Genomic DNA, 19,857 nt, shown 5'->3' with positions numbered 1-19,857 from the left:
TGGGCGCAATCCGATCCCATGCCGCATCCGTCAACTCACCACGACCCACCACAAGATCAATTATCAGACAGGACCTAGCGGCTTGCGCCCGTCGCTTGCCTGCTCGGCCGCTTGGCGACGGGGAGGCGCCCGCCTTCTCATCCGTGTGGCTTTGCGGTGCGGGTGTGGGGTGTCCTGGTGGCTTGCGGCGGGTGGTCCGTCTGTTTCGCCGCTTGGCGAGGGGATGTTTTCCACCCACCTGCCGTGCGGTCCGGCGGAGTGGGTGTGGGGTCACTCGCAGCGGGGTGCTTCCCGGTCGCCCACCCGTTTTGGCTCTGCCGAGGTGGTGCAGGGGGCCGGACGGCTGGCGGTTGTGTGTTCGTCCGTCGCGGCCCTGCGACGAGGCGCAGGGTGTGGCCTGACTGCTTGCCGCTCAGCGTTCGGCTGCTCCGTCGTCTGTCAGCTCGGCGTTTCGAGCGGGGCAGCTTTCCGCGCGACGGGGGTTTGTCCCCTGCCCACCCGCAGGCCCGCCCGTCCGCACGCACCCACGGCGGCCCCGGCTCGCGTGTCGCCAGGCCCCCTCATCCGGGTGGGAGAGGAGCTGTCCCGGTGGCGGGGGAGGGCCCGTCCGTAGGCGGAGAATCGGTGGGCGGCTCATGGCCTGGCGTTCGCCCGTCCGGCGTTTGGGCGAGTTTCCCGCTCCGCACACATCTCCCGGCAGGCACGTGGGGGCCTCATGCTCGCGGGGCCTCAGTTCTCCGCCTCCGCCCCTGCAAGGGATGGCGAGTGGGGGAGGCGTTGTCCCGGCGGTGGGGAGGGCGCAGGTCCCCTTGACCGCCCCTGTGAGGCGGCGGGTGGGTGGGAGCAGGGCCCGCCCGGAGACAGCGGCCGGTGCGCCGAGCGGGTTAAGGGCGGGCGGGTGGGAGAAGAGCTGTCCCGGTGGCGCGGGGCCAGAGCCGGGCGCCGAAGGGTGGGCGGTAGGGGGAAGGGCCCGCACGGTGGTGGGAAGGGCGGGTGGGTGGGAGAAGAGCTGTCCGCGGCCGTGCGGGGCCGGGCCGGGTGCCGGAAGGGCGGGTGGGCGGGGAAGAGCCCGCGCGCGACCGGGGAAGGCCGGGCGGGCGGGGCAGGTCTGTGAGCGGGGAAGGGCCCGCGCACGCGAGGAAGGGCGGGTGGGTGGGGGAAGAGCCCAGCCCGGGACCGGCCAGGGCCCCCGGGGCCCCGGCCCCTCAAGGCCGGCGGGACGTGACGCCCTCGTAGGCCATCTCGGCCAGGCGTGCCTGCCCCTTCTTGCTGGGGTGGAACCAGTCCCAGTGGCTCAACAGATCCGTACCGAAGCGGAAGTCGAACACCGCGTCCCCGTCGTACCGGCACCGCAGGTCCTTCGCGCAGACCTCCTTGAGGACCGCGTTGTACGCCACGACCCGCTCCCGCACCGCCGCCCGCCGCGCCACCGCCGCCGCGTCCATCGCGTCCGCGTCCGCGAGCATCGACTTGCAGATGCCGAGCTTCCACACCTGCTTGCCGAGCTGGTTGGTGCGGCCCTCGGACCACAGCCGCTTGAGGTCCGGCACGCTCAGCACGTACACCTGCGCCCGCGGCCGCTCGTCGCGCAGCGTGCCCAGCGCGTCCTCGAAGTCCGCGCGGAACTCCGAGACGGGCGTCATGTCGTCGACGGAGGAGCGGCAGGCGTCGTTCGCGCCGACCATGACGGTGACCAGGTCGGGCCGGTGCGCGGCGGCGTGTTCCATCTGCCCGGGCAGGTCGGCCATGCGGGCACCGGTCTTGGCGTGGTTCCAACTGTGCGTGGCGGCACGCCGCTTGCCCAGCAGCCGCTGCGCGAGGCTGCGCACCTCGCTGTCGCTGCCGGTCGCCCAGGACGCCTCCGGGCAGTCGGAGAGCACCGAGCAGGTGTCGAAGCCGCGGGTGATGGAGTCGCCGACGGCGGCGACGGAGCGGGGGCTCGTGTCCCACACGGGCTCCGCCTTGCGGTGCGCCCTGTCCTGCGCGGTGGGGCCGTTCGGCGCCGCCTCGTCGCCGCCGGACGCGTCACACGCGGTGAGCGTCGCGAGACCGGTGAGGGCCGCCGCCGCGACGGCGACGACGGCCCGCGCGCGGTGCCGTGAATTCCGCATACTCGTCCCCTCTGTCCCCTCGTCGTCCAACGTGACGTGCTCCGGACCCTTCAGGTTGCGTGCCGCCACATGGTGAGATGTCCCGGCGGCCGCCGTCGGACACCCGGCCGGGGGGTCACAGGCCTCCCGGCGAGTGAAACCTCCGCGTTTCCCGGCCTGGGGACCGACGGTACGTCACAATCCATGCCCCGCCGCACGGTAGCCTCGCCAACCAGTGGCACCTGCTTTTCCCGGTTCCGCTAAATTACATCACGTCACATCTGTACCGTTTTTAGTCTTTCCTCGCCTTTCCCCGCTTTCGGGGAATACGCGGGAATACCGCTCGGCACGGGCCCGAGGCCGCCGGGAACGGCGCGCCTCGTCCCACACTGGAGGTCCCGGTGACGACACGTGGAGTTCTGTACGTGCACTCCGCACCGCGCGCGCTGTGCCCGCACGTCGAGTGGGCGGTCGCGGGAGTGCTCGGCGCCCGCGTCAGCCTCGACTGGATCAGGCAGCCCGCGGCGCCCGGCACCTGGAGATCCGAGTTCTCCTGGCGCGGCTCGGCCGGCACCGCCTCCAAACTGGCCTCCGCGCTGCGCGGCTGGCAGTTGCTGCGCTTCGAGGTCACCGCGGAGCCGTCCGCCGCGGCCGAGGGCGAGCGCTACAGCGCCACCCCGGACCTCGGCATCTTCCACGCCGTCACCGGCATCCACGGCGACATCCTGATCCCCGAGGACCGGCTGCGCGCCGCGCTCGCCCGCGCCAAGGGCGGCGAGAGCGACCTGGAGGCAGAGGTCGCCAAACTCCTCGGCAAGCCCTGGGACGACGAGCTCGAACCGTTCCGGTACGCGGGCGAGGGCGCGCCGGTGCGCTGGCTGCACCAGGTCGTCTGACCCCGGGCCGCGGGGCCCGTACGTACGCCAAGGGCCCCCGGCCGATGAAGCCGGGGGCCCTTGGCGTACGTACGGTGCGTACGGACCGGTGCGCGGTCAGACCGTGCGGAAGGCCAGCACCACGTTGTGGCCGCCGAAGCCGAACGAGTCGTTCAGGGCCGCGATCGTGCCCTCGGGCAGCGGGCGGGCCTCGCCGCGGATGATGTCCGCGTCGACCTCGGGGTCGAGGTTCTCGATGTTGATGGTCGGCGGAGCCGTGCGGTGGTGCAGCGCGAGGACCGTCGCGACGGTCTCCACGCCGCCCGCGCCACCGAGGAGGTGGCCGGTCATCGACTTCGTCGAGGCGATCGCCATGTGGTCGACGTCGTCGCCGAACGCCTTGCGCAGCGCCTTGATCTCACCGATGTCGCCCTGCGGCGTCGAGGTGGCGTGCGCGTTGATGTGCGCGATCTCGGCGGGCTTCAGACCGGTGTTGTCGAGCAGGTTCTGCAGCGCGTGCGCGATGCCGTTGCCGGACGGCTCGGGCTGCGTGATGTGGTGCGCGTCGGCCGAGATGCCCTGGCCCACGGCCTCCACGTAGATCCGCGCGCCGCGCGCCTTGGCGTGCTCCTCGGACTCGAGCACGACCACGCCGGCGCCCTCGCCGAGCACGAAGCCGTTGCGGTCGACGTCCCAGGGGCGGGAGGCGCCCTGCGGGTCGTCGTTGTTCTTCGACATCGCCATCATGTTGCCGAACGCGGCGATCGGCAGCGGGTGGACGGCCGCCTCCGTGCCGCCCGCGACGACGACGTCGGCACGGCCGGTGCGGATCATCTCGATCGCGTAGCCGATGGCCTCCGCGCCCGAGGCGCAGGCCGAGACCGGGGTGTGCACCCCGGCGCGGGCGCCGAGCGCGATGCCGACGTTCGCCGCGGGCGAGTTCGGCATCAGCATCGGCACCGTGTGCGGGGAGACGCGGCGTACGCCCTTCTCCCGCATGATGTCGTACTGGTCGAGCAGGGTCGTCACGCCGCCGATGCCGGAGGCGATCACCGCGCCGAGGCGGTCCGGGTCCACGGACGAGTCCTCGCCGGCCTTGGCGGCGAAGCCCGCGTCCTTCCAGGCCTCCTCGGCCGCGATCAGCGCGAACTGCGCCGAGCGGTCGAGCTTGCGGGCCTGCGGGCGCGGGATGACCTCGGTCGGCTCGACGGCGATCTGACCCGCGATGCGGACCGGCAGCTCGGCCGCCCAGTCCTGCTCGAGGACACCGACCCCGGAGCGCCCGGCAATCAGGCCCTCCCAGGTCGAAGCTGCGTCGCCACCCAGCGGTGTGGTTGCGCCGATACCGGTGACGACCACGGTGCGATTGGTCGAGTTCACTGGATTTCTCTCTCCACGGTTGGTTCAGGTGCGGATACGGCGGCGCCACCGCCGGGTGGCGGCCGGCCAGCGCTGCTGGCCGTCAGGCTCAGGCGGCCTGGTGCTCGAGGATGTACTTGGTCGCGTCGCCGACCGTCTTGAGGTTCTTGACGTCGTCGTCCGGGATCTTCACGTCGAAGCGCTCTTCGGCGGCGACGACGACCTCGACCATGGACAGCGAGTCGACGTCCAGGTCGTCGGTGAAGGACTTGTCCAGCTGGACGTCCTCAACGGGGATCCCGGCGATCTCGTTCACGATCTCGGCGAGACCGGCGACGATCTCTTCCTGAGTGGCGGCCATTGTGGCGCTCCTTCGTATGTATCCAGAGGGTGTGGCGGCATCCGGCACGGACCCGAAGATCCGCACGGAGTGCCTAGGGGAGGGTAACGACCGTGGCGGCGTACACGAGACCCGCCCCGAAGCCGATGACGAGGGCGGTGTCGCCACTCTTCGCCTCACCGGTCGCCAGGAGCCGCTCCATCGCGAGCGGAATCGAGGCGGCCGAGGTGTTGCCGGTGGTCTCCACGTCCCGGGCGACCGTGACGTGCTCCGGCAGTTTCAGGGTCTTCACCATCGAGTCGATGATCCGCATGTTGGCCTGGTGCGGGATGAAGACGTCCAGGTCGTCCGCGCTGATCCCGGCCGCGTCCAGCGCCTGCTGGGCGACCTTCGCCATCTCGAACACGGCCCAGCGGAAGACCGCCTGGCCCTCCTGCGTGATGGCGGGGAACTTGACCTCGCCGTCGGTGTTCACCGGGAGCTTGGACACGTCGCCGATGCGGTACTCGTCCCAGCCCACGGTCTGCTTGATGGTCTCGGCCTTGTCGCCCTCCGAGCCCCAGACCGACGGGCCGATGCCGGGCTCCTTGGCGGGGCCGACGACGACCGCGCCCGCGCCGTCACCGAACAGGAAGGCCGTCTTGCGGTCCTCCAGGTCGGTCAGGTCGCTCAGCCGCTCCACGCCGATGACCAGCGCGTACTCCGCCGAGCCGTCCACGATCATGCCCTTGGCGAGGGTCAGGCCGTAGCCGAAGCCCGCGCAGCCCGCGGAGATGTCGAACGCGGCGGGCCTGCCCGTGCCGAGCTTGTCCGCGATCTCCGTGGCGATGGCCGGGGTCTGCCTGAAGTGCGACACGGTGGAGACGATCACCGCGCCGATCTGCTCGGGCCGGATGCCCGCGTTCGCGATGGCCTTGCCCGCGGCCTCCACGGACATCGCCGCCACGGTCTCCTCGGGGGAGGCCCAGTGGCGCGTCGCGATGCCGGAGCGGGAGCGAATCCATTCGTCAGAGGAGTCGATCTTCTCCAGGATCACCTCGTTGGGCACCACGCGGGTCGGGCGGTAGCCGCCGACCCCCATGATGCGCGCGTACGGGGAGCCCTGACTGGGCTTGATCTTCGCCATGCTCGGCTCCTTCTCAGGCACCCGCCGCGTCGGCGGGGGATGCGGCGGTCTCGGCGACGAGCTGACGAGCGGCGTCGAGATCGTCCGGCGTCTTCACGGCCAGGGTCCGGACGCCCTTGAGGGCGCGCTTGGCGAGACCGGTGAGCGTGCCGCCGGGGCACACCTCGATCAGCGCGGTGACCCCGAGCTCCTGGAACGTGTCCATGCACAGGTCCCAGCGGACCGGGTTGGCGACCTGGCCGACCAGGCGCGAGACGATCTCGGTGCCGCTCGCGACGGTCCCGCCGTCCCGGTTCGAGACGTACGTCAGGCGCGGGTCGGCCACGGTGAGGCCCTGCGCGGCCTCCTCCAGCGCGGCGACCGCGGGCGCCATGTGGTGGGTGTGGAACGCGCCGGCGACCTTCAGCGGCACGACCTTGCGGACGCCCTCCGGCTTGTCCTCGGCGAGTGCGGCGAGCTGCGCGGCGGTGCCGGCGGCCACGATCTGGCCCGCGCCGTTCACGTTCGCCGGGGTCAGGCCGAGCTTCTCCAGGTGCGGGACGGTGACCTCGGGGTCGCCGCCGAGCAGCGCGGCCATGCCGGTCTCCGTGACCGCGGCGGCCTCGGCCATCGCCAGGCCGCGCGTCCGCACGAAGCCGAGCGCGGCGTCCTCGCTCAGCACGCCCGCGTACGCGGCGGCCGTGATCTCGCCCACGCTGTGCCCCGCGACGGCGCCCGGCGCGATGTCACCGAGTGCCGAGGCCGAGAGCAGGCCGGCGGCCACGAGCAGCGGCTGCGCCACGGCGGTGTCGCGGATCGCGTCCGCGTCCGCCTGCGTGCCGTAGTGGACGAGGTCGAGCCCGATGGCGTCGGACCAGGCGGCGAGCCGGTCGGCGGCGCCGGGGAGGTCGAGCCAGGGGGTCAGGAAGCCGGGCGTCTGGGCGCCTTGGCCGGGAGCGACGAGTACGAGCACTCTCACACTCTCTCTTGTGGACAGGACGAAATGCCCGTGGGGACAGGGACGAAGAACAGCTATGGGAATTGTAGGGGTCCGACAAACTCCTACGTTTGATGATCGCCGTCGGCCAGGCGTCCCAGGATCAGCGCGATCCGCAGTGTGAAGGCGGAGCGCACATCCGAAGGGGACCATCCGGTGACGTCGGTCACACGTCGGAGCCGGTAGCGCACGGTGTTGGGATGCACAAAGAGCATCCGCGCGGCACCTTCGAGGCTACTCGCCTGCTCCAGATAGACGCTGAGGGTCTCCAGGAGCGCGGAGCCCGCTTCCTCCAGCGGTCTGTAGATCTCCTCCACCAGTTGCTCGCGCGCGGCCGGATCGCCCGCCATGGCGCGCTCCGGCAGCAGATCGTCCGCGAGCACCGGCCGCGGCGCGTCCTGCCAGGCGGCGCAGGCCTTCAGACCGGCGGCGGCGGCCTGCGCCGAGCGGGTCGCGGCGAGCAGGTCGGGCACGATCGGCCCGGCCACCACGGGCCCCGCCGCGTACGGCCCGATCAGGGCCTTCGCCACGGCCAGCGGGTTGTCGTTGCCGCCCGCGATGACGACCAGGCGGGCGCCGAGCACCCCGGTCAGGACCTGGAGCTTCGCGTGCCGGGCGGCCCTGCGGATGGCCTCCACGGTCAGCTCGCTGTCGCCGTCGGGCGCGGTGCCGAGGACCACGCACACGTGCTCCGGGGAGTTCCAGCCCAGCGCGGCGGCGCGGGAGACGGCCCCCTCGTCGGCCTCGCCGGACAGCACAGCGTTCACCACCAGGGACTCCAGGCGGGCGTCCCAGGCACCGCGTGCCTCGGCGGCCTGCGCGTACACCTGGGCGGTGGCGAAGGCGATCTCGCGCGCGTAGACGAGCAGCGCCTCGCGCAGCACGCTCTCGTCGCCGGGCGCCGCCACCTCGTCGATGGCGGACTCCATCACCTCGATCGTGGTCCGCACCATCTCCACGGTCTGCCGCAGCGTGATCGCGCGGGTCAGTTCGCGCGGCGCGGTCCCGAAGACGTCCGTCGAGATCGCCTGCGGGGCGTCGGGGCGCCGGAACCACTCCGTGAACGCGGCGATGCCGGCCTGCGCGACCAGCCCGATCCACGAGCGGTTCTCCGGTGGCATCGCCCGGTACCAGGACAGCGTCTCGTCCATGCGCGCGATGGCCTGCGCCGCGAGGCTGCCGGACGACTTCTCCAGCCGCCGCAGGGTCGCGGCGTGCGCGTGGGCGCGGCCGCCGCGGGCCGGGGGGCCGCCTGCGGCACCTGCGTCCTGGTGGAATGCGTTCGCTGAGGGTTCGGGCACGGGGACAAGACTGCCTTATCGGGACGGGGGCGTGCGGGGCCGGGTCTACGGTGGGGAGCGTGATTGATGTACGGCGCTCCGGCGAGCGGTACCCCGGCGGCGACCCCGGGGCGGGGATCGACTCCTACCACGCGTTGTCGTTCGGGCCCTACTACGAACCCGAGAACCTCCGCTTCGGAGCGGTGCTCGCCTGCAACGAGGAGCGCCTCGCCCCCGGCGCGGGCTTCGACGAACACCCGCACAGCCACACCGAGATCGTCACGTGGGTGGTCGAGGGCGAGCTGACCCACCGCGACTCCGCCGGCCACGAGTCGGTGGTCCGCCCCGGTGACGTCCAGCACCTCAGTGCGGGCTCCGGCGTCCGCCACGTGGAGCGCAACGCGGGCCCGGCCCCGCTGACCTTCCTGCAGATGTGGCTGGCCCCCCGCGAGCCCGGCGGCACCCCGCACTACGAGGTCGTCCGCGGGCTCGCCGACTCCACCCCGTACGCGGTCCCCGCCGCCGGCGCCCTGCTCCACGTACGCCGCCTCGCCCCGGGCGAGCGGACACCGCTCCCGCCCGCGCCGTCGGTGTACCTCCACGTCGTACGGGGCGACATCGCCCTGGCCGACGAGGAGTTGACCCCGGGCGACTCGGCGAGGATCACGGACGAGCAGCACCTGGAGGCCCTGGCCTACAGCCGGACGGAACTACTCCTCTGGGAGATGCGCTAGCCCCCGCACCCCGGCCGCCTGAGAACTCACAGCTCAGCCAGCACCGCGTCCGTGAACCGCGGCCACACCTCGACGGCCCACGGCCCGAAGGGGCGGTCGGTGAGCGCCACGCACGCGGCCCCCGCGTCCGGGTCCACCCACAGGAACGTCCCGGCCTGCCCGAAGTGACCAAAGGTCCGGGGTGAGGACGAACTCCCCGTCCAGTGGGGCGACTTCCCGTCGCGGATCTCGAACCCGAGTCCCCAGTCGTTGGGGTTCTGGTGCCCGTACCCCGGCAGCACCCCCTTGAGCCCCGGGTACGTCACCGTCATCGCCGCCGCCACGGTCCGCGGATCGAGCAGCCGCGGCGCCTGCACCTCGGCCGCGAACCGTACGAGGTCGTCCACGGTGGACACGCCGTCCTTCGCGGGCGAGGCCCCGCCCGCCAGCTCCGTGGACGTCATCCCGAGCGGCTCCAGGACGGCCTGGCGCAGGTACTCGGCGAAGGGGATGTCCGTCGCCTTGGCGATGTGGTCCCCGAGCACCTCGAACCCGGCGTTGGAGTACAGCCGCCGCGTCCCCGGCGCGGCCGCCACCTGGTGCTCGTCGAAGGCGAGCCCGCTGGTGTGCGCGAGCAGGTGCCGCACGGTCGACCCCTCGGGCCCGGCCGGCTCGTCCAGCTCCACGGCACCCTCCTCGTACGCGACGAGCGCCGCGTACGCCGCTAGGGGCTTGGTGACCGAGGCGAGGGCGAAGCGGTGCGCGGTGGGCCCGCGCGTCCCGGCCACGGTGCCGTCCGCGCGGACGACGGCGGCGGCGGCGGTCGGGACCGGCCAGTTGTCGATCAGCTCCAGGCTCTGCATGCGTACGAGCGTAAGCGCCCCCCGATGCCGCCCGTGGTCAGGGGGCGGGCCCGCGGCCGCGGACGTCCCCTTGCTTCGAGTGCGCTCGAAGGCCATAGCGTGGGGGCCATGACGGTCATGGAGACGAGCCCGGGCCCGGCGGCCGCCGAGCGCCACCACACGATCAGCGAGGTCGCCGAGGCGACCGGCCTGACCGCGCACACCCTGCGCTGGTACGAGCGGATCGGCCTGATGCCGCACGTCGACCGCTCCCACACCGGGCAGCGCCGCTACCGCGACCGCGACCTGCGGTGGCTCACGTTCCTCGGCAAGCTGCGCACCACCGGCATGCCGGTGGCGGACATGGTGCGCTACGCGGAGCTGGTGCGCGCGGGCGACGCCACCTACGCGGAGCGGCAGCAGCTCCTGGAGGAGACCCGCCGCGACGTCCGCGCCCGCATCGCGGAGCTCCAGGACACCCTCGCCGTGCTCGACCACAAGATCGGCTCCTACGCGGTGGCCCGCCGGGAGGCCGCCTACGGGGCGGACGCGACGCCCGGATCGTAGGCGTACGAACGCCGGGGCGGCGGCGAGCACCGGCGTACAGGCACCGGACGAAGGCGCGGCGGACACCGGCGTACGGGCACCGGGGACGAAGGCGCCGCGGACACCGGCGCCGGGACGCGCTCGGCCCCGGCTCACAGCTCCGCGAGCAGCTCGGCCTTCTTGGCCGTGAACTCGTCGTCCGTGAGCAGCCCCGCCTGGTGCAGCTCACCCAGGTGCCGGATGCGCTCGGCGATGTCGGCCGGGTCGCGCCGCACGGCCGGGGCCGCCGCGGCCACCGGGGCGGGGGCGGGGCCGGACGCCCGGACGGCCGCGAGCACCGACGCGGCGAACGGCAGTGACTCGTGTACGGGGCCGTAGCCCAGGCCGAAGACGACCGCCGCCGGGTCCTGGTCGGCCTGCGCGGGCTGGGGCACCGGCGCCTCGCGGCGCAGCAGCCGCAGATGCCCCTCGAACACCTCCGGCGAGCGCCACTCGACCCCGCTCAGGTCGGTGACGAGGAAGCTCTGGTCACCGGCCTTCCACTTGGCCGAGGACGCCCCGGTCCAGAACCAGCGGAAGGCCACCGCCTTGCCGTCGAAGGACGCCTTCCCGTCGTACGCCTTGAACTGCAGCGGCGCCTCCGGCGCGGCCACCAGGTAGCGCTCCGCGTCCTCGGGGGCCTCGGCGGGCAGCAGGGCCCGCAGCTCGTCCGCGTAGTACTCCGCGAGCGTCTCCCGCTCCGCGGGCAGCACGAGGCGGTACGGGTCGGACCCGTCCTTGAGCTGTCCCGCCGCGGCCTCCATCAGCGGATCGGCACCCGGTCGCGGAACCATGTGCAGCACCGTCGTCCCGCGCTTGCCCGGGGTGAGCGTGACCCCCGCGATCGCCTCATGGGGGATGCGGCGCTCGCCGAGAGCCTGGAACAGCTTCGGCGTACGGATCCCCCGTTCGAAGCGGATGAGCACGGAGTCGGACTCGAACTCCCAGGCGGCGTGAAATCCGGCCAGTACATCACCCATGCGGCTCATCGTATGCGGCACGCGCTCCTCCGTCTCTCCTGCGGCGGGCCGCTGTTTCGCCGATTTCTACGCGCGTCAGGCCGCCGTCGTACCGGAAATTCCGTCGCGGCAGGCCCCGTTTCCGGCGGCACACCGCACGGCGTCGTACACGCCGACGCCGATCTGGGCGAAGTTGCTGAGGCTGTCCGTGCCCGGCTCGAAATAGCCGGTGTGGCCCCGGGCGCGGTCGGCCGACACCACGCGGGCGCCGAAGCCGGCCGAGACCGGGTCGGCGCCGTGGCCGAGCCCGCCGACCTCCATGTGCGGCACATCCTCGATCCAGTCGTCGCTGTCCCGTGCGGCCCACACCCGCGCGCGGGTCCCGAGGCCCCTCACGTTGTCGGCGCGCATCCCGGGGCTGCCCGCGACCGCGATGTCCGTGACCCGTCCGGGCAGCCGCCGGGCGGCGACCCCGCAGACCACCGATCCGTAGCTGTGGCAGTACAAAGCCACCCGCGCGCGCCCCGGCAGGGCACTCACCAGCGAGTCGAGGCGCACGGCGCCGTTGTCGGCGCGCATGGACGTGGCGGCGTCCACGCCGAGCCCGACGGGCGCGGTGTAGTCGGCCCAGGCGATCACGGCGGTCCGGGTGCCGGGGGCGGCCGCGCGCTCCGCGCGGTACAGGGCCCGCGCCATGCCGACGGGCGCCGCGTACCTGCGCTGGGTCCGCTCGAAGGTGAGGACGTTCGTGTCGACGCCGGGGACGACGACGGACACGCGGCGCGCCCGGTCGAGGTCGCCGAAGACCTCCGCCATCCGCCCCGCGCCCATGGGATCGAAGGCGAGCACCTGTCGCCCCGGGCGCATCATGACGCCGAAGCGCTTCATGCGGCGCTCGGCCTCCTGCTTGCCGACGGGCGAGAGCCGGTCGTCGTGCATGCGCTCCCGCTCGATCAGGCGGGCCTGCTGGAGGGCGAGGCGGTTCGCGCGGTAGCGCAGCGTCACGGGAGCGCCGTTCATGTTGCCGACCGCGAGCGGGTAGCGGGCGGCGAGACGGTCGCGCTGGGGGGCGGTGAGCGAGGCGAAGAACCGCGCGAGCCGGTCGGCGGGCGCACCGGGGTCGGGCAGGTCGCGGCCGGCGATCTGGCCACGCTCCCAGGCGGCGAGCGTGGCTTCGAGCGGCGAGGTGGCGCCCTTGTTCTGGCGCACGGCGGTCCACCCGGTGGTCGCCAGCATGACGAACACCACGGTGAGCGCGAGCAGCGCACGCCAGATGCCGAGTTGAGGGGATGAGTCGAAGGAAGTCACTGCGGGACACCCTAGGAGAAGCCGGAAGCCTGCCGTGCACAGGGTGAGGCAGATCACGTTTTACGCTGGGTATTTGCGGCAAAGCGGGCGTGAATGGGGTCGACTCGTCACGCTGCGTCGCGTAGTCGTACGTATGGGGCGCACGGGGCGCGTGAGGGAGCGGAGCGCGGAACGGTCACGCCGGGGTCGTGAGCCGCTACGTACGGTGTCCGCAGCGCGTGGTCAACGGGCGACGGCGAGCGGGCCGTTGGCCGAGGCGCGGACTCGGGGTGTGACCGGGGTCACTTCGGTGACGGACTCCCGCGCCGCCACCGGGAGGCGGGTGGTCCACCGCGAACGGCGGCCCGCCCGCCGGGCGTTCGCGCGGCTCCCGCAGGAGGGCTTCGCCTGATCGTCCGCGGCCCCGACGAAGGGCCGCCGCCGACCAGCCCCGTGCCCGGGGGACGGCCACGGCCTCGGCGTGACCGCGCGCGCCTGCGGTTCCGCATCAGGGAAACCCCGGAGAGGCACCGGAAAGGGCCCTCCGGGTCCGCCCGGGGGGTTTTCGCCTATCCGGGTGAGCCGCGCCGGAACCCCTTCCCGGCCCCGCCCCCGCGGCCGAGAGTGGCGACAACTGATCGTCAACTGACCGACACCACACGGGGGTTCATGCCATGCGTACGACCATGCCCGCCGCCGCCCTCACGGCGCTCACCGCCGCCGCGCTCACCGTGGCGGTCCTCACGTCCGGCCACGCGGGCGCCGCCACCACCACGGCACGGGCCGGTGCCGCGCCCCCGGGCCGGCTCGGCGCGTGCGGGCCCGGAGAGCTCTGCCTCTGGGAGAAGGCGGACTTCAAGGGCCCGCGGCACGTGTACGAGCTGGCCGGGGTCGACATCGAGAGCTGCGTCGCGCTGCCGGAGGGGGACAGCGCGCAGGCCCTCGCCAACCGCACCGGCCGGCCCGTCACCGTCTACCAGTCACGGGAGTGCGCGGAGACGGCCGAGTTCCACACCTACCCGGGCAGTGGCACCTGGGCGCCGGAGAGCCCGTACCGGGTACGGGCCGTCAAGATCTGGGAGCGCTGAGGCGGGCCACCCCGCCGCCCCGCCGACCGGCCCGGCGGGGGGGCGGCCCCCCGGCCGTGACGGCGGGGTGGCGCTCCTGCCGCTGCCAGGGCGGACCAGGTGCCCGCGGCGGAAGCGACCCGGGTTCAGGGCTCGCGCGGCCTGGGCGCGGCCGGGGCGGGCGTCCCGCCGTCCCCGGCCCGGCCGGGCCCGCCCGCCCCGCCGGACAGCGCGGCGACCTGCGCCCGCAGCGCCCTCACCTCCACGGTGAGGGCCTCGATCGCCGCGGTCTGCCGCCGCTCCTCCGCGTCGTCCTTCTCGAACCGCGCGATGAACCACGCCGCGATGTTCGCCGTGACCACACCGAGCAGCGCGATGCCCGACAGCATCAGGCCCACGGCCAGCACCCGGCCGAGCCCGGTCGTCGGCGCGTGGTCGCCGTAGCCCACGGTCGTCATCGTGGTGAAGGACCACCACACGGCGTCGCCCAGCGTCTTGATGTTGCCGTCCGGCGACTCCCGCTCCACGGACAGCACCGCGAGCGAGCCGAACATCAGCAGCCCCACCACGGTGCCCACGACATACGTCGTCAGGCGTATCTGCGACGCCATCCGCGCCCGCCGCCCCACCAGCATCAGCGTCGCGACCAGGCGCAGCAGCCGCAGCGGCTGGATCATCGGCAGGAGCACGGCGCACAGGTCGAGCCAGTGCGCGCGCACGAAGCGCGCACGCCGCTCGCTGAGGCAGAGCCGCACCACGTAGTCGGCGGCGAACGCCCCCCACACGCACCACTCCACCGCGGTGCAGGCCCGCGTCACGGACGCGCTCGCCCCGGGCCTGACTATGGGCACCGCGTAGGCCAGGGCGAAGGCCACGGCCAGGGCGAGGAGCGGGCGCTGCGTCCGGCTCTCCCAGCGCGCCTGCGCCGACGGTTCCCGCTCGGGCTGCTGTCCGGCCTTGTCCTCCATGAGCGCATCGTAGGAAAGAGCGCGACGGGCGGCGGACCCGAGGCCCGCCGCCCGTCGCACGGACGAGGTGTGCGCGGCGAGGTGTGACGCGCGCGACCGCTCCGCCTACGCGTCGCCGCCCGCGACCGCCCGGCTCACGCGTCGCCGCCCGCGGCGCCGGGGTCGGCCGCCGTGACGTCCAGGAGCCGGTAGCGGTCGACGGCCTGCTTCAGCACGGACCGGTCGACCTTGCCCTCGCGGGCCAGCTCGGTGAGGACCGCGACCACGATCGACTCCGTGTCGATGTGGAAGTGGCGGCGGGCCGCGCCCCGGGTGTCCGCGAAGCCGAAGCCGTCCGCGCCCAGCGACTGGTAGGTGCCCGGAACCCAGCGGGAGATCTGGTCCGGGACGCTGCGCATCCAGTCGGACACCGCCACGAACGGGCCCTCGGCCCCGGAGAGCTTGCGCGTCACGTACGGCACGCGCTGGTCCTCCTCGGGGTGCAGCAGGTTGTGCCGCTCCACCTCGACGGCCTCGCGCCGCAGCTCGTTCCAGGAGGTCGCCGACCAGACGTCCGCCTTCACGTTCCACTCCCCGGCGAGGATGCGCTGGGCCTCCAGGGCCCACGGCACCGCGACGCCCGAGGCGAGGATCTGGGCGGGGATGGCGCCCTGGTCGCCGGCGCGCAGGCGGTGGATGCCCTTCAGGATGCCCTCGACGTCCACGCCGTCGGGCTCGGGCAGGTGCTGGATCGGCTCGTTGTAGACGGTGAGGTAGTAGAAGACGTCCTCGCCCGGCTTGCCGTCGGCCGTCTCGCCGTACATCCGGCGCAGGCCGTCCTTGACGATGTGGGCGATCTCGAAGCCGAACGCCGGGTCGTACGCCACGCACGCCGGGTTGGTCGAGGCCAGGAGCTGGGAGTGGCCGTCCGCGTGCTGGAGCCCCTCACCCGTCAGGGTGGTGCGCCCGGCGGTCGCGCCCAGGACGAAACCGCGCGCGAGCTGGTCGGCCATCTGCCAGAACTGGTCACCGGTCCGCTGGAACCCGAACATCGAGTAGAAGACGTACACCGGGATCAGCGGCTCGCCGTGCGTGGCGTAGGCGGAGCCCGCCGCGATCAGCGACGCCGTGCAGCCCGCCTCCGAGATGCCGTCGTGCAGCATCTGCCCGGTCGGCGACTCCTTGTACGCCAGGAGCAGCTCGCGGTCCACGGCCTCGTACTGCTGGCCCAGCGGGTTGTAGATCTTGGCGCTCGGGAAGAACGAGTCCATGCCGAACGTGCGGTACTCGTCCGGCGCGATCAGCACGAACCGCTTGCCGATCTCCTTGTCCCGCATCAGGTCCTTGAGCAGCCGCACGAACGCCATGGTGGTGGCGATGGACTGCTGGCCCGAGCCCTTCCTGACGGACGCGTACGCCTTGTCGTCCGGCAGCGGCAGCGGCTTCGCGCGCACGACCCGCGTCGGCACGTAGCCACCCAGGCCCTTGCGCCGGTCGTGCATGTACTGGATCTCCTCGGAGTCCCGGCCCGGGTGGTAGTACGGCGGCGGGCCCTCCTCCAGCTGCTTGTCGGAGATCGGCAGGTGCAGCCGGTCGCGGAAGTGCTTGAGGTCGTCGACCGTCAGCTTCTTCATCTGGTGCGTGGCGTTGCGGCCCTCGAAGTTCGGGCCGAGCGTCCAGCCCTTGATCGTCTTGGCGAGGATGACCGTCGGCTGGCCCTTGTGCGCCTTGGCCGCGGAGAACGCCGCGAAGATCTTCCGGTGGTCGTGGCCGCCGCGCCCCAGGTGCAGGATCTGGTCGTCGGTCATGTTCTCGACCATGGCGCGCAGCCGGTGGTCGTCGCCGAAGAAGTGGTCCCGGATGTACGCGCCGGTCTCCGTGGCGTACGTCTGGAACTGCCCGTCGGGCGTCGTGTTCATCTTATTGACCAGGACGCCGTCGCGGTCCTGCGCGAGCAGCGGGTCCCAACTGCGGTCCCACACCAGCTTGATGACGTTCCAGCCCGCGCCGCGGAAGACGGACTCCAGCTCCTGGATGATCTTCCCGTTGCCGCGCACCGGCCCGTCGAGGCGCTGGAGGTTGCAGTTGACGACGAACGTCAGGTTGTCGAGGCCCTCGCGGGCGGCGATCGAGAGCTGCCCGAGGGACTCCGGCTCGTCCATCTCGCCGTCGCCGAGGAACGCCCACACGTGCGACTTCGAGGTGTCGGCGACGCCGCGCGCCTCCATGTACCGGTTCATCCGGGCCTGGAAGATCGCGCCGAGCGGCCCGAGGCCCATCGACACGGTCGGGAACTCCCAGAAGTCCGGCATCAGCCGCGGGTGCGGGTACGAGGACAGGCCGTACGGCTCCTTCGACTTCTCCTGCCGGAACGCGTCGAGCTGCTGCTCCGAGAGCCGGTCGAGGAGGAAGGCGCGGGCGTAGATGCCCGGGGAGGCGTGCCCCTGGAAGAAGATCTGGTCGCCGCCGTCGCCCTCGTCCTTGCCGCGGAAGAAGTGGTTGAAGCCCACGTCGTACAGGGACGCGGAGGAGGCGAAGGTGGCGATGTGGCCGCCGACGCCGATCCCGGGCCGCTGGGCGCGGGAGACCATCACCGCGGCGTTCCAGCGGGTCGCGTTCAGGATCTTCCGCTCGATCTCCTCGTTGCCCGGGAAGAACGGCTCGTCCTTGGTCGCGATGGTGTTGACGTAGTCCGTGCTGCGCATCTCGGGCACGGCGACGCGCTTCTCACGGGCGCGTTCGATCAGCCGCAGCATCAGATAGCGGGCTCGCTCACGGCCGCGCTCGTCGACGGCGGCGTCGAGGGAGTCGAGCCATTCCTGGGTCTCTTCGGGATCGAAGTCCGGGACCTGGCTGGGAAGACCGCCAATGATGATCGGGTTGCGATCGGATCCGGAAGCCACGCTGTTCCTTCGCTGTGTTGTCGCGCGGTGCACGCGATCGGATTCGTGCTCTGCCTTGACTCTGCTCTGGTATCTGCTCTGCGCTGCGGGTGTGCTGTACCGGTACGTACGACGTTCACCATCGTGTACCCCGGTGGTGCATACGTCATCTCTACCGGGGGGTAACCGCGACTGCGGCAGGTGACCCTGGGGTAGGCTCGGTCAAATCGCAACGATACGCCCAGCCCGTGGGCGGAGGACGCGGGCCGTCCGGCCCGGCGGATGTGGCGGGAGTTGCGCTGGCACGGCCGGGAACGTCACCGTTTCGGCGGTCTCGACGGCCGGGTACTTGCGCGATCCGTCCCGCCCGTGTGGACTACGGCCAATGCCCCGCGCACGCGCGTGGCTGAAGGCATTCCCAAAGACATGATCAGGAGGCAATCCGTGAGCGCGACCGCGGACCACGCGGAGACGAACCTGGCCGTAAGGCTGGGTTTCCAGCCCGACATGGTGGTCCAGGAGATCGGCTACGACGACGACGTCGACCAGGAGCTCCGCGAGGCCATCGAGCAGGCTACCGGCACGGAGCTCGTCGACGAGGAATACGACGACGTGGCTGATGCCGTGGTGCTCTGGTTCCGCGAGGACGACGGGGACCTGACTGATGCGCTGGTGGATGCCATCGCGTACATGGAGGAGGGTGGCTCGATCCTGCTCCTGACACCGAAGACGGGCCGTGACGGCTACGTCGAGCCGAGCGACATCGGCGAGGCGGCCACCACCGCGGGCCTCTCGCAGACCAAGAGCATCAACGCGGGCAAGGACTGGAACGGCAGTCGGCTGATCACGCCCAAGGGCGCCGCCAAGAAGCGGTAGCGGGCCGCAGGCCCTCTGCTGTGCCTTCACGTGAGGCCCCCGGCACCACCGCCGGGGGCCTCACGTGCGTTTCCCCCGATGGTCCCTTCTTTTCCCGCCCGCCCGCCCCTTCATCGCGCTGGCGCGCTCGTCCTCAAACGCCGGACGGGCTGAGATCCGCTGCCGGACGGCTGGAACGTTCCAGCCGTGGCCGCGTTGGATAGTTTCAGCCCGTCCGGCGTTTGAGGACGAGCCGCGGAGCGGCGACAAACGGGGGTCCAGGGGGCGGAGCCCCCGGGTTTCGGGAAGGGGCGGGGTTGGGGAGCCCCCGGCAGGGCCCCCGCGGTCGGGAGCCCCCCCGCAAGGGCCCCGCGGTGGCCGCCCGTAGGCTGGGCCTCCCCAATGGGCCAAGCGAAGGGAAGTGGATCCCGGTGACGGTCACGGTCGGCGAGAAGGCTCCGGACTTCGAGCTCAAGGACAACCACGGACGCACCGTGCGCCTCGCGGACTACCGCGGCCACAAGAACGTCGTCCTGCTCTTCTACCCGTTCGCGTTCACCGGCGTCTGCACCGGCGAGCTCTGCGCCCTGCGCGACGAGCTGCCCACGTTCGTCAACGACGACACGCAGCTCCTCGCCGTCTCCAACGACTCCATCCACACGCTGCGCGTCTTCGCCGAGCAGGAGGGGCTCGAGTACCCGCTGCTCTCGGACTTCTGGCCGCACGGCGAGGTCTCCCGCGCCTACGGCGTCTTCGCCGAGGACAAGGGCTGCGCGGTGCGCGGCACCTTCATCATCGACAAGGAGGGCGTCGTGCGCTGGAGCGTCGTCAACGACCTCCCCGACGCCCGCGACCTGAACGAGTACGTCACGGCCCTCGGGCGGCTCTGAGGGCACTCAGGGAGAAATCAGGGACGACACCCCGGGAATCTCCGGGGTGAGGAGCCTGTGGCGGCCGGGAACCGGTCACTAGGATCCACACGTTGATCCGATGGCAAGCACGACTGGGGCTCCCCGCCCCTGGACACCAATTGGGAGGACTCGTGGGAGTCAGCCTCAGCAAGGGCGGCAACGTATCGCTGAGCAAGGAGGCGCCCGGCCTGACCGCGGTCACGGTCGGCCTCGGCTGGGACGTCCGCACCACCACCGGTACGGACTTCGACCTGGACGCAAGCGCCATCCTCACGAACGCGGAGGGCAAGGTCACCAGCGACCAGAACTTCGTGTTCTTCAACAACCTGAAGAGCCCGGACGGCTCCGTCGAGCACACCGGTGACAACATCACCGGTGAGGGCGAGGGCGACGACGAGCAGATCAGAGTGAACCTCGCCGCGGTCCCGGCCGACGTCGAGAAGATCGTCTTCCCGGTGTCGATCTACGACGCCGAGACCCGCCAGCAGTCCTTCGGCCAGGTCCGCAACGCGTTCATCCGCGTGGTGAACCAGGCCAACGAGACGGAGCTCGCCCGCTACGACCTCTCCGAGGACGCCTCCACGGAGACGGCCATGGTCTTCGGCGAGCTGTACCGCCACGGCGCGGAGTGGAAGTTCCGCGCCGTCGGCCAGGGGTACGCCTCGGGCCTGCGCGGCATCGCGCAGGACTTCGGCGTCAACGTCTGAGCCGAGCAGTTTCACCCCAGCCGTCCGGCGCCGCACACCCGAGTGCGGCGCCGGAC

At 72.2% G+C, this 19,857-nt stretch carries 18 protein-coding genes; 7 read left to right on the top strand and 11 right to left on the bottom strand.

The features are described from left to right. Positions 1–1,205: 1,205 nt before the first annotated feature. Positions 1,206–2,111: an SGNH/GDSL hydrolase family protein gene (locus QK440_RS37785; RefSeq protein WP_282797792.1), complete on the bottom strand. Its 906-nt coding sequence runs from the start codon at positions 2,109–2,111 to the stop codon at positions 1,206–1,208. A 380-nt stretch (positions 2,112–2,491) separates the two neighbouring features. On the opposite strand from QK440_RS37785, the gene QK440_RS37780 reads away from it, so the two are divergent. Next, positions 2,492–2,986, top strand: a complete 495-nt coding sequence (locus QK440_RS37780) for a DUF3145 domain-containing protein (RefSeq protein ID WP_190139685.1) — start codon at positions 2,492–2,494, stop codon at positions 2,984–2,986. 96 nt (positions 2,987–3,082) lie between these two features. Here the strand turns inward: QK440_RS37780 and fabF are convergent, their stop codons facing one another. From fabF to fasR, 5 genes are all read right to left on the bottom strand, one after another. After that, positions 3,083–4,345, bottom strand: coding sequence for a beta-ketoacyl-ACP synthase II (fabF, locus tag QK440_RS37775; protein ID WP_282797791.1), 1,263 nt, complete (start codon positions 4,343–4,345; stop codon positions 3,083–3,085). Between the two features lie 88 nt (positions 4,346–4,433). Further along, complete coding sequence (locus QK440_RS37770) at positions 4,434–4,685, bottom strand: acyl carrier protein (protein WP_190139683.1); 252 nt, start codon at positions 4,683–4,685, stop codon at positions 4,434–4,436. Between the two features lie 73 nt (positions 4,686–4,758). Continuing rightward, complete coding sequence (locus QK440_RS37765) at positions 4,759–5,790, bottom strand: ketoacyl-ACP synthase III (RefSeq protein WP_282797790.1); 1,032 nt, start codon at positions 5,788–5,790, stop codon at positions 4,759–4,761. Between the two features lie 13 nt (positions 5,791–5,803). Then, positions 5,804–6,742: an ACP S-malonyltransferase gene (locus tag QK440_RS37760; RefSeq protein ID WP_282797795.1), complete on the bottom strand. Its 939-nt coding sequence runs from the start codon at positions 6,740–6,742 to the stop codon at positions 5,804–5,806. 89 nt (positions 6,743–6,831) lie between these two features. After that, positions 6,832–7,971 carry a fatty acid biosynthesis transcriptional regulator FasR gene (fasR, locus tag QK440_RS37755; RefSeq protein ID WP_282797794.1) on the bottom strand — a complete coding sequence of 380 codons (1,140 nt, stop codon included), beginning with the start codon at positions 7,969–7,971 and terminating at the stop codon, positions 6,832–6,834. Between the two features lie 155 nt (positions 7,972–8,126). On the opposite strand from fasR, the gene QK440_RS37750 reads away from it, so the two are divergent. After that, positions 8,127–8,780 carry a pirin family protein gene (locus tag QK440_RS37750; RefSeq protein ID WP_282797789.1) on the top strand — a complete coding sequence of 218 codons (654 nt, stop codon included), beginning with the start codon at positions 8,127–8,129 and terminating at the stop codon, positions 8,778–8,780. A gap of 26 nt (positions 8,781–8,806) precedes the next feature. Here QK440_RS37750 and QK440_RS37745 read toward each other — a convergent pair whose 3' ends face one another. After that, complete coding sequence (locus QK440_RS37745; RefSeq protein WP_282797788.1) at positions 8,807–9,622, bottom strand: serine hydrolase domain-containing protein; 816 nt, start codon at positions 9,620–9,622, stop codon at positions 8,807–8,809. Positions 9,623–9,730: 108 nt separating this feature from the next. Between QK440_RS37745 and QK440_RS37740 the strand changes: the two genes are divergently transcribed. Beyond that, a complete protein-coding gene (locus tag QK440_RS37740; protein ID WP_282797787.1) occupies positions 9,731–10,168 on the top strand; it encodes a MerR family transcriptional regulator in 438 nt (145 codons plus the stop codon). A gap of 131 nt (positions 10,169–10,299) precedes the next feature. Here QK440_RS37740 and QK440_RS37735 read toward each other — a convergent pair whose 3' ends face one another. Both QK440_RS37735 and QK440_RS37730 read right to left on the bottom strand, forming a co-directional pair. Beyond that, positions 10,300–11,175: a DUF4429 domain-containing protein gene (locus QK440_RS37735; RefSeq protein ID WP_282797793.1), complete on the bottom strand. Its 876-nt coding sequence runs from the start codon at positions 11,173–11,175 to the stop codon at positions 10,300–10,302. Positions 11,176–11,241: 66 nt separating this feature from the next. Continuing rightward, positions 11,242–12,453, bottom strand: coding sequence for an alpha/beta hydrolase (locus QK440_RS37730; protein WP_282797786.1), 1,212 nt, complete (start codon positions 12,451–12,453; stop codon positions 11,242–11,244). Between the two features lie 653 nt (positions 12,454–13,106). Between QK440_RS37730 and QK440_RS37725 the strand changes: the two genes are divergently transcribed. After that, a complete protein-coding gene (locus tag QK440_RS37725) occupies positions 13,107–13,520 on the top strand; it encodes a peptidase inhibitor family I36 protein (protein ID WP_282797785.1) in 414 nt (137 codons plus the stop codon). A gap of 125 nt (positions 13,521–13,645) precedes the next feature. Here the strand turns inward: QK440_RS37725 and QK440_RS37720 are convergent, their stop codons facing one another. Together QK440_RS37720 and aceE are read right to left on the bottom strand one after the other, a co-directional pair. Next, positions 13,646–14,467, bottom strand: a complete 822-nt coding sequence (locus QK440_RS37720; RefSeq protein ID WP_282797784.1) for a potassium channel family protein — start codon at positions 14,465–14,467, stop codon at positions 13,646–13,648. Between the two features lie 134 nt (positions 14,468–14,601). Further along, positions 14,602–17,349 carry a pyruvate dehydrogenase (acetyl-transferring), homodimeric type gene (gene aceE / locus QK440_RS37715; RefSeq protein WP_282797783.1) on the bottom strand — a complete coding sequence of 916 codons (2,748 nt, stop codon included), beginning with the start codon at positions 17,347–17,349 and terminating at the stop codon, positions 14,602–14,604. Between the two features lie 423 nt (positions 17,350–17,772). Between aceE and QK440_RS37710 the strand changes: the two genes are divergently transcribed. The 3 genes from QK440_RS37710 (at position 17,773) to QK440_RS37700 (ending at position 19,801) form a co-directional block, all read left to right on the top strand. Then, the gene (locus QK440_RS37710; protein WP_282797782.1) at positions 17,773–18,204 is read left to right on the top strand and encodes a DUF3052 domain-containing protein; all 432 of its coding nucleotides are present in this window, start codon (positions 17,773–17,775) and stop codon (positions 18,202–18,204) included. Between the two features lie 410 nt (positions 18,205–18,614). Beyond that, positions 18,615–19,073, top strand: a complete 459-nt coding sequence (locus QK440_RS37705; protein WP_282797781.1) for a peroxiredoxin — start codon at positions 18,615–18,617, stop codon at positions 19,071–19,073. A 152-nt stretch (positions 19,074–19,225) separates the two neighbouring features. After that, on the top strand, positions 19,226–19,801 hold the full coding sequence (locus QK440_RS37700; protein WP_282797780.1) for a TerD family protein: 576 nt from the start codon (positions 19,226–19,228) through the stop codon (positions 19,799–19,801). Positions 19,802–19,857: the final 56 nt, after the last annotated feature.

This window comes from Streptomyces sp. CC224B (genome assembly GCF_030010595.1).
GTDB lineage: Bacteria > Actinomycetota > Actinomycetes > Streptomycetales > Streptomycetaceae > Streptomyces > Streptomyces longispororuber.
The sequence above is the reverse complement of the archived record's forward strand: the minus strand, read 5'-3'. Positions and strand labels throughout refer to the sequence as shown.

Coding starts and splice junctions, on each gene's coding strand:
- QK440_RS37785 (WP_282797792.1), bottom strand. CDS start 2,111: ATGCGGAATTCACGGCACCGCGCGCGGGCCGTCGTCGCCGTCGCGGCG.
- QK440_RS37770 (WP_190139683.1), bottom strand. CDS start 4,685: ATGGCCGCCACTCAGGAAGAGATCGTCGCCGGTCTCGCCGAGATCGTG.
- QK440_RS37765 (WP_282797790.1), bottom strand. CDS start 5,790: ATGGCGAAGATCAAGCCCAGTCAGGGCTCCCCGTACGCGCGCATCATG.
- QK440_RS37745 (WP_282797788.1), bottom strand. CDS start 9,622: ATGCAGAGCCTGGAGCTGATCGACAACTGGCCGGTCCCGACCGCCGCC.
- QK440_RS37740 (WP_282797787.1), top strand. CDS start 9,731: ATGACGGTCATGGAGACGAGCCCGGGCCCGGCGGCCGCCGAGCGCCAC.
- QK440_RS37735 (WP_282797793.1), bottom strand. CDS start 11,175: ATGAGCCGCATGGGTGATGTACTGGCCGGATTTCACGCCGCCTGGGAG.
- QK440_RS37725 (WP_282797785.1), top strand. CDS start 13,107: ATGCGTACGACCATGCCCGCCGCCGCCCTCACGGCGCTCACCGCCGCC.
- QK440_RS37720 (WP_282797784.1), bottom strand. CDS start 14,467: ATGGAGGACAAGGCCGGACAGCAGCCCGAGCGGGAACCGTCGGCGCAG.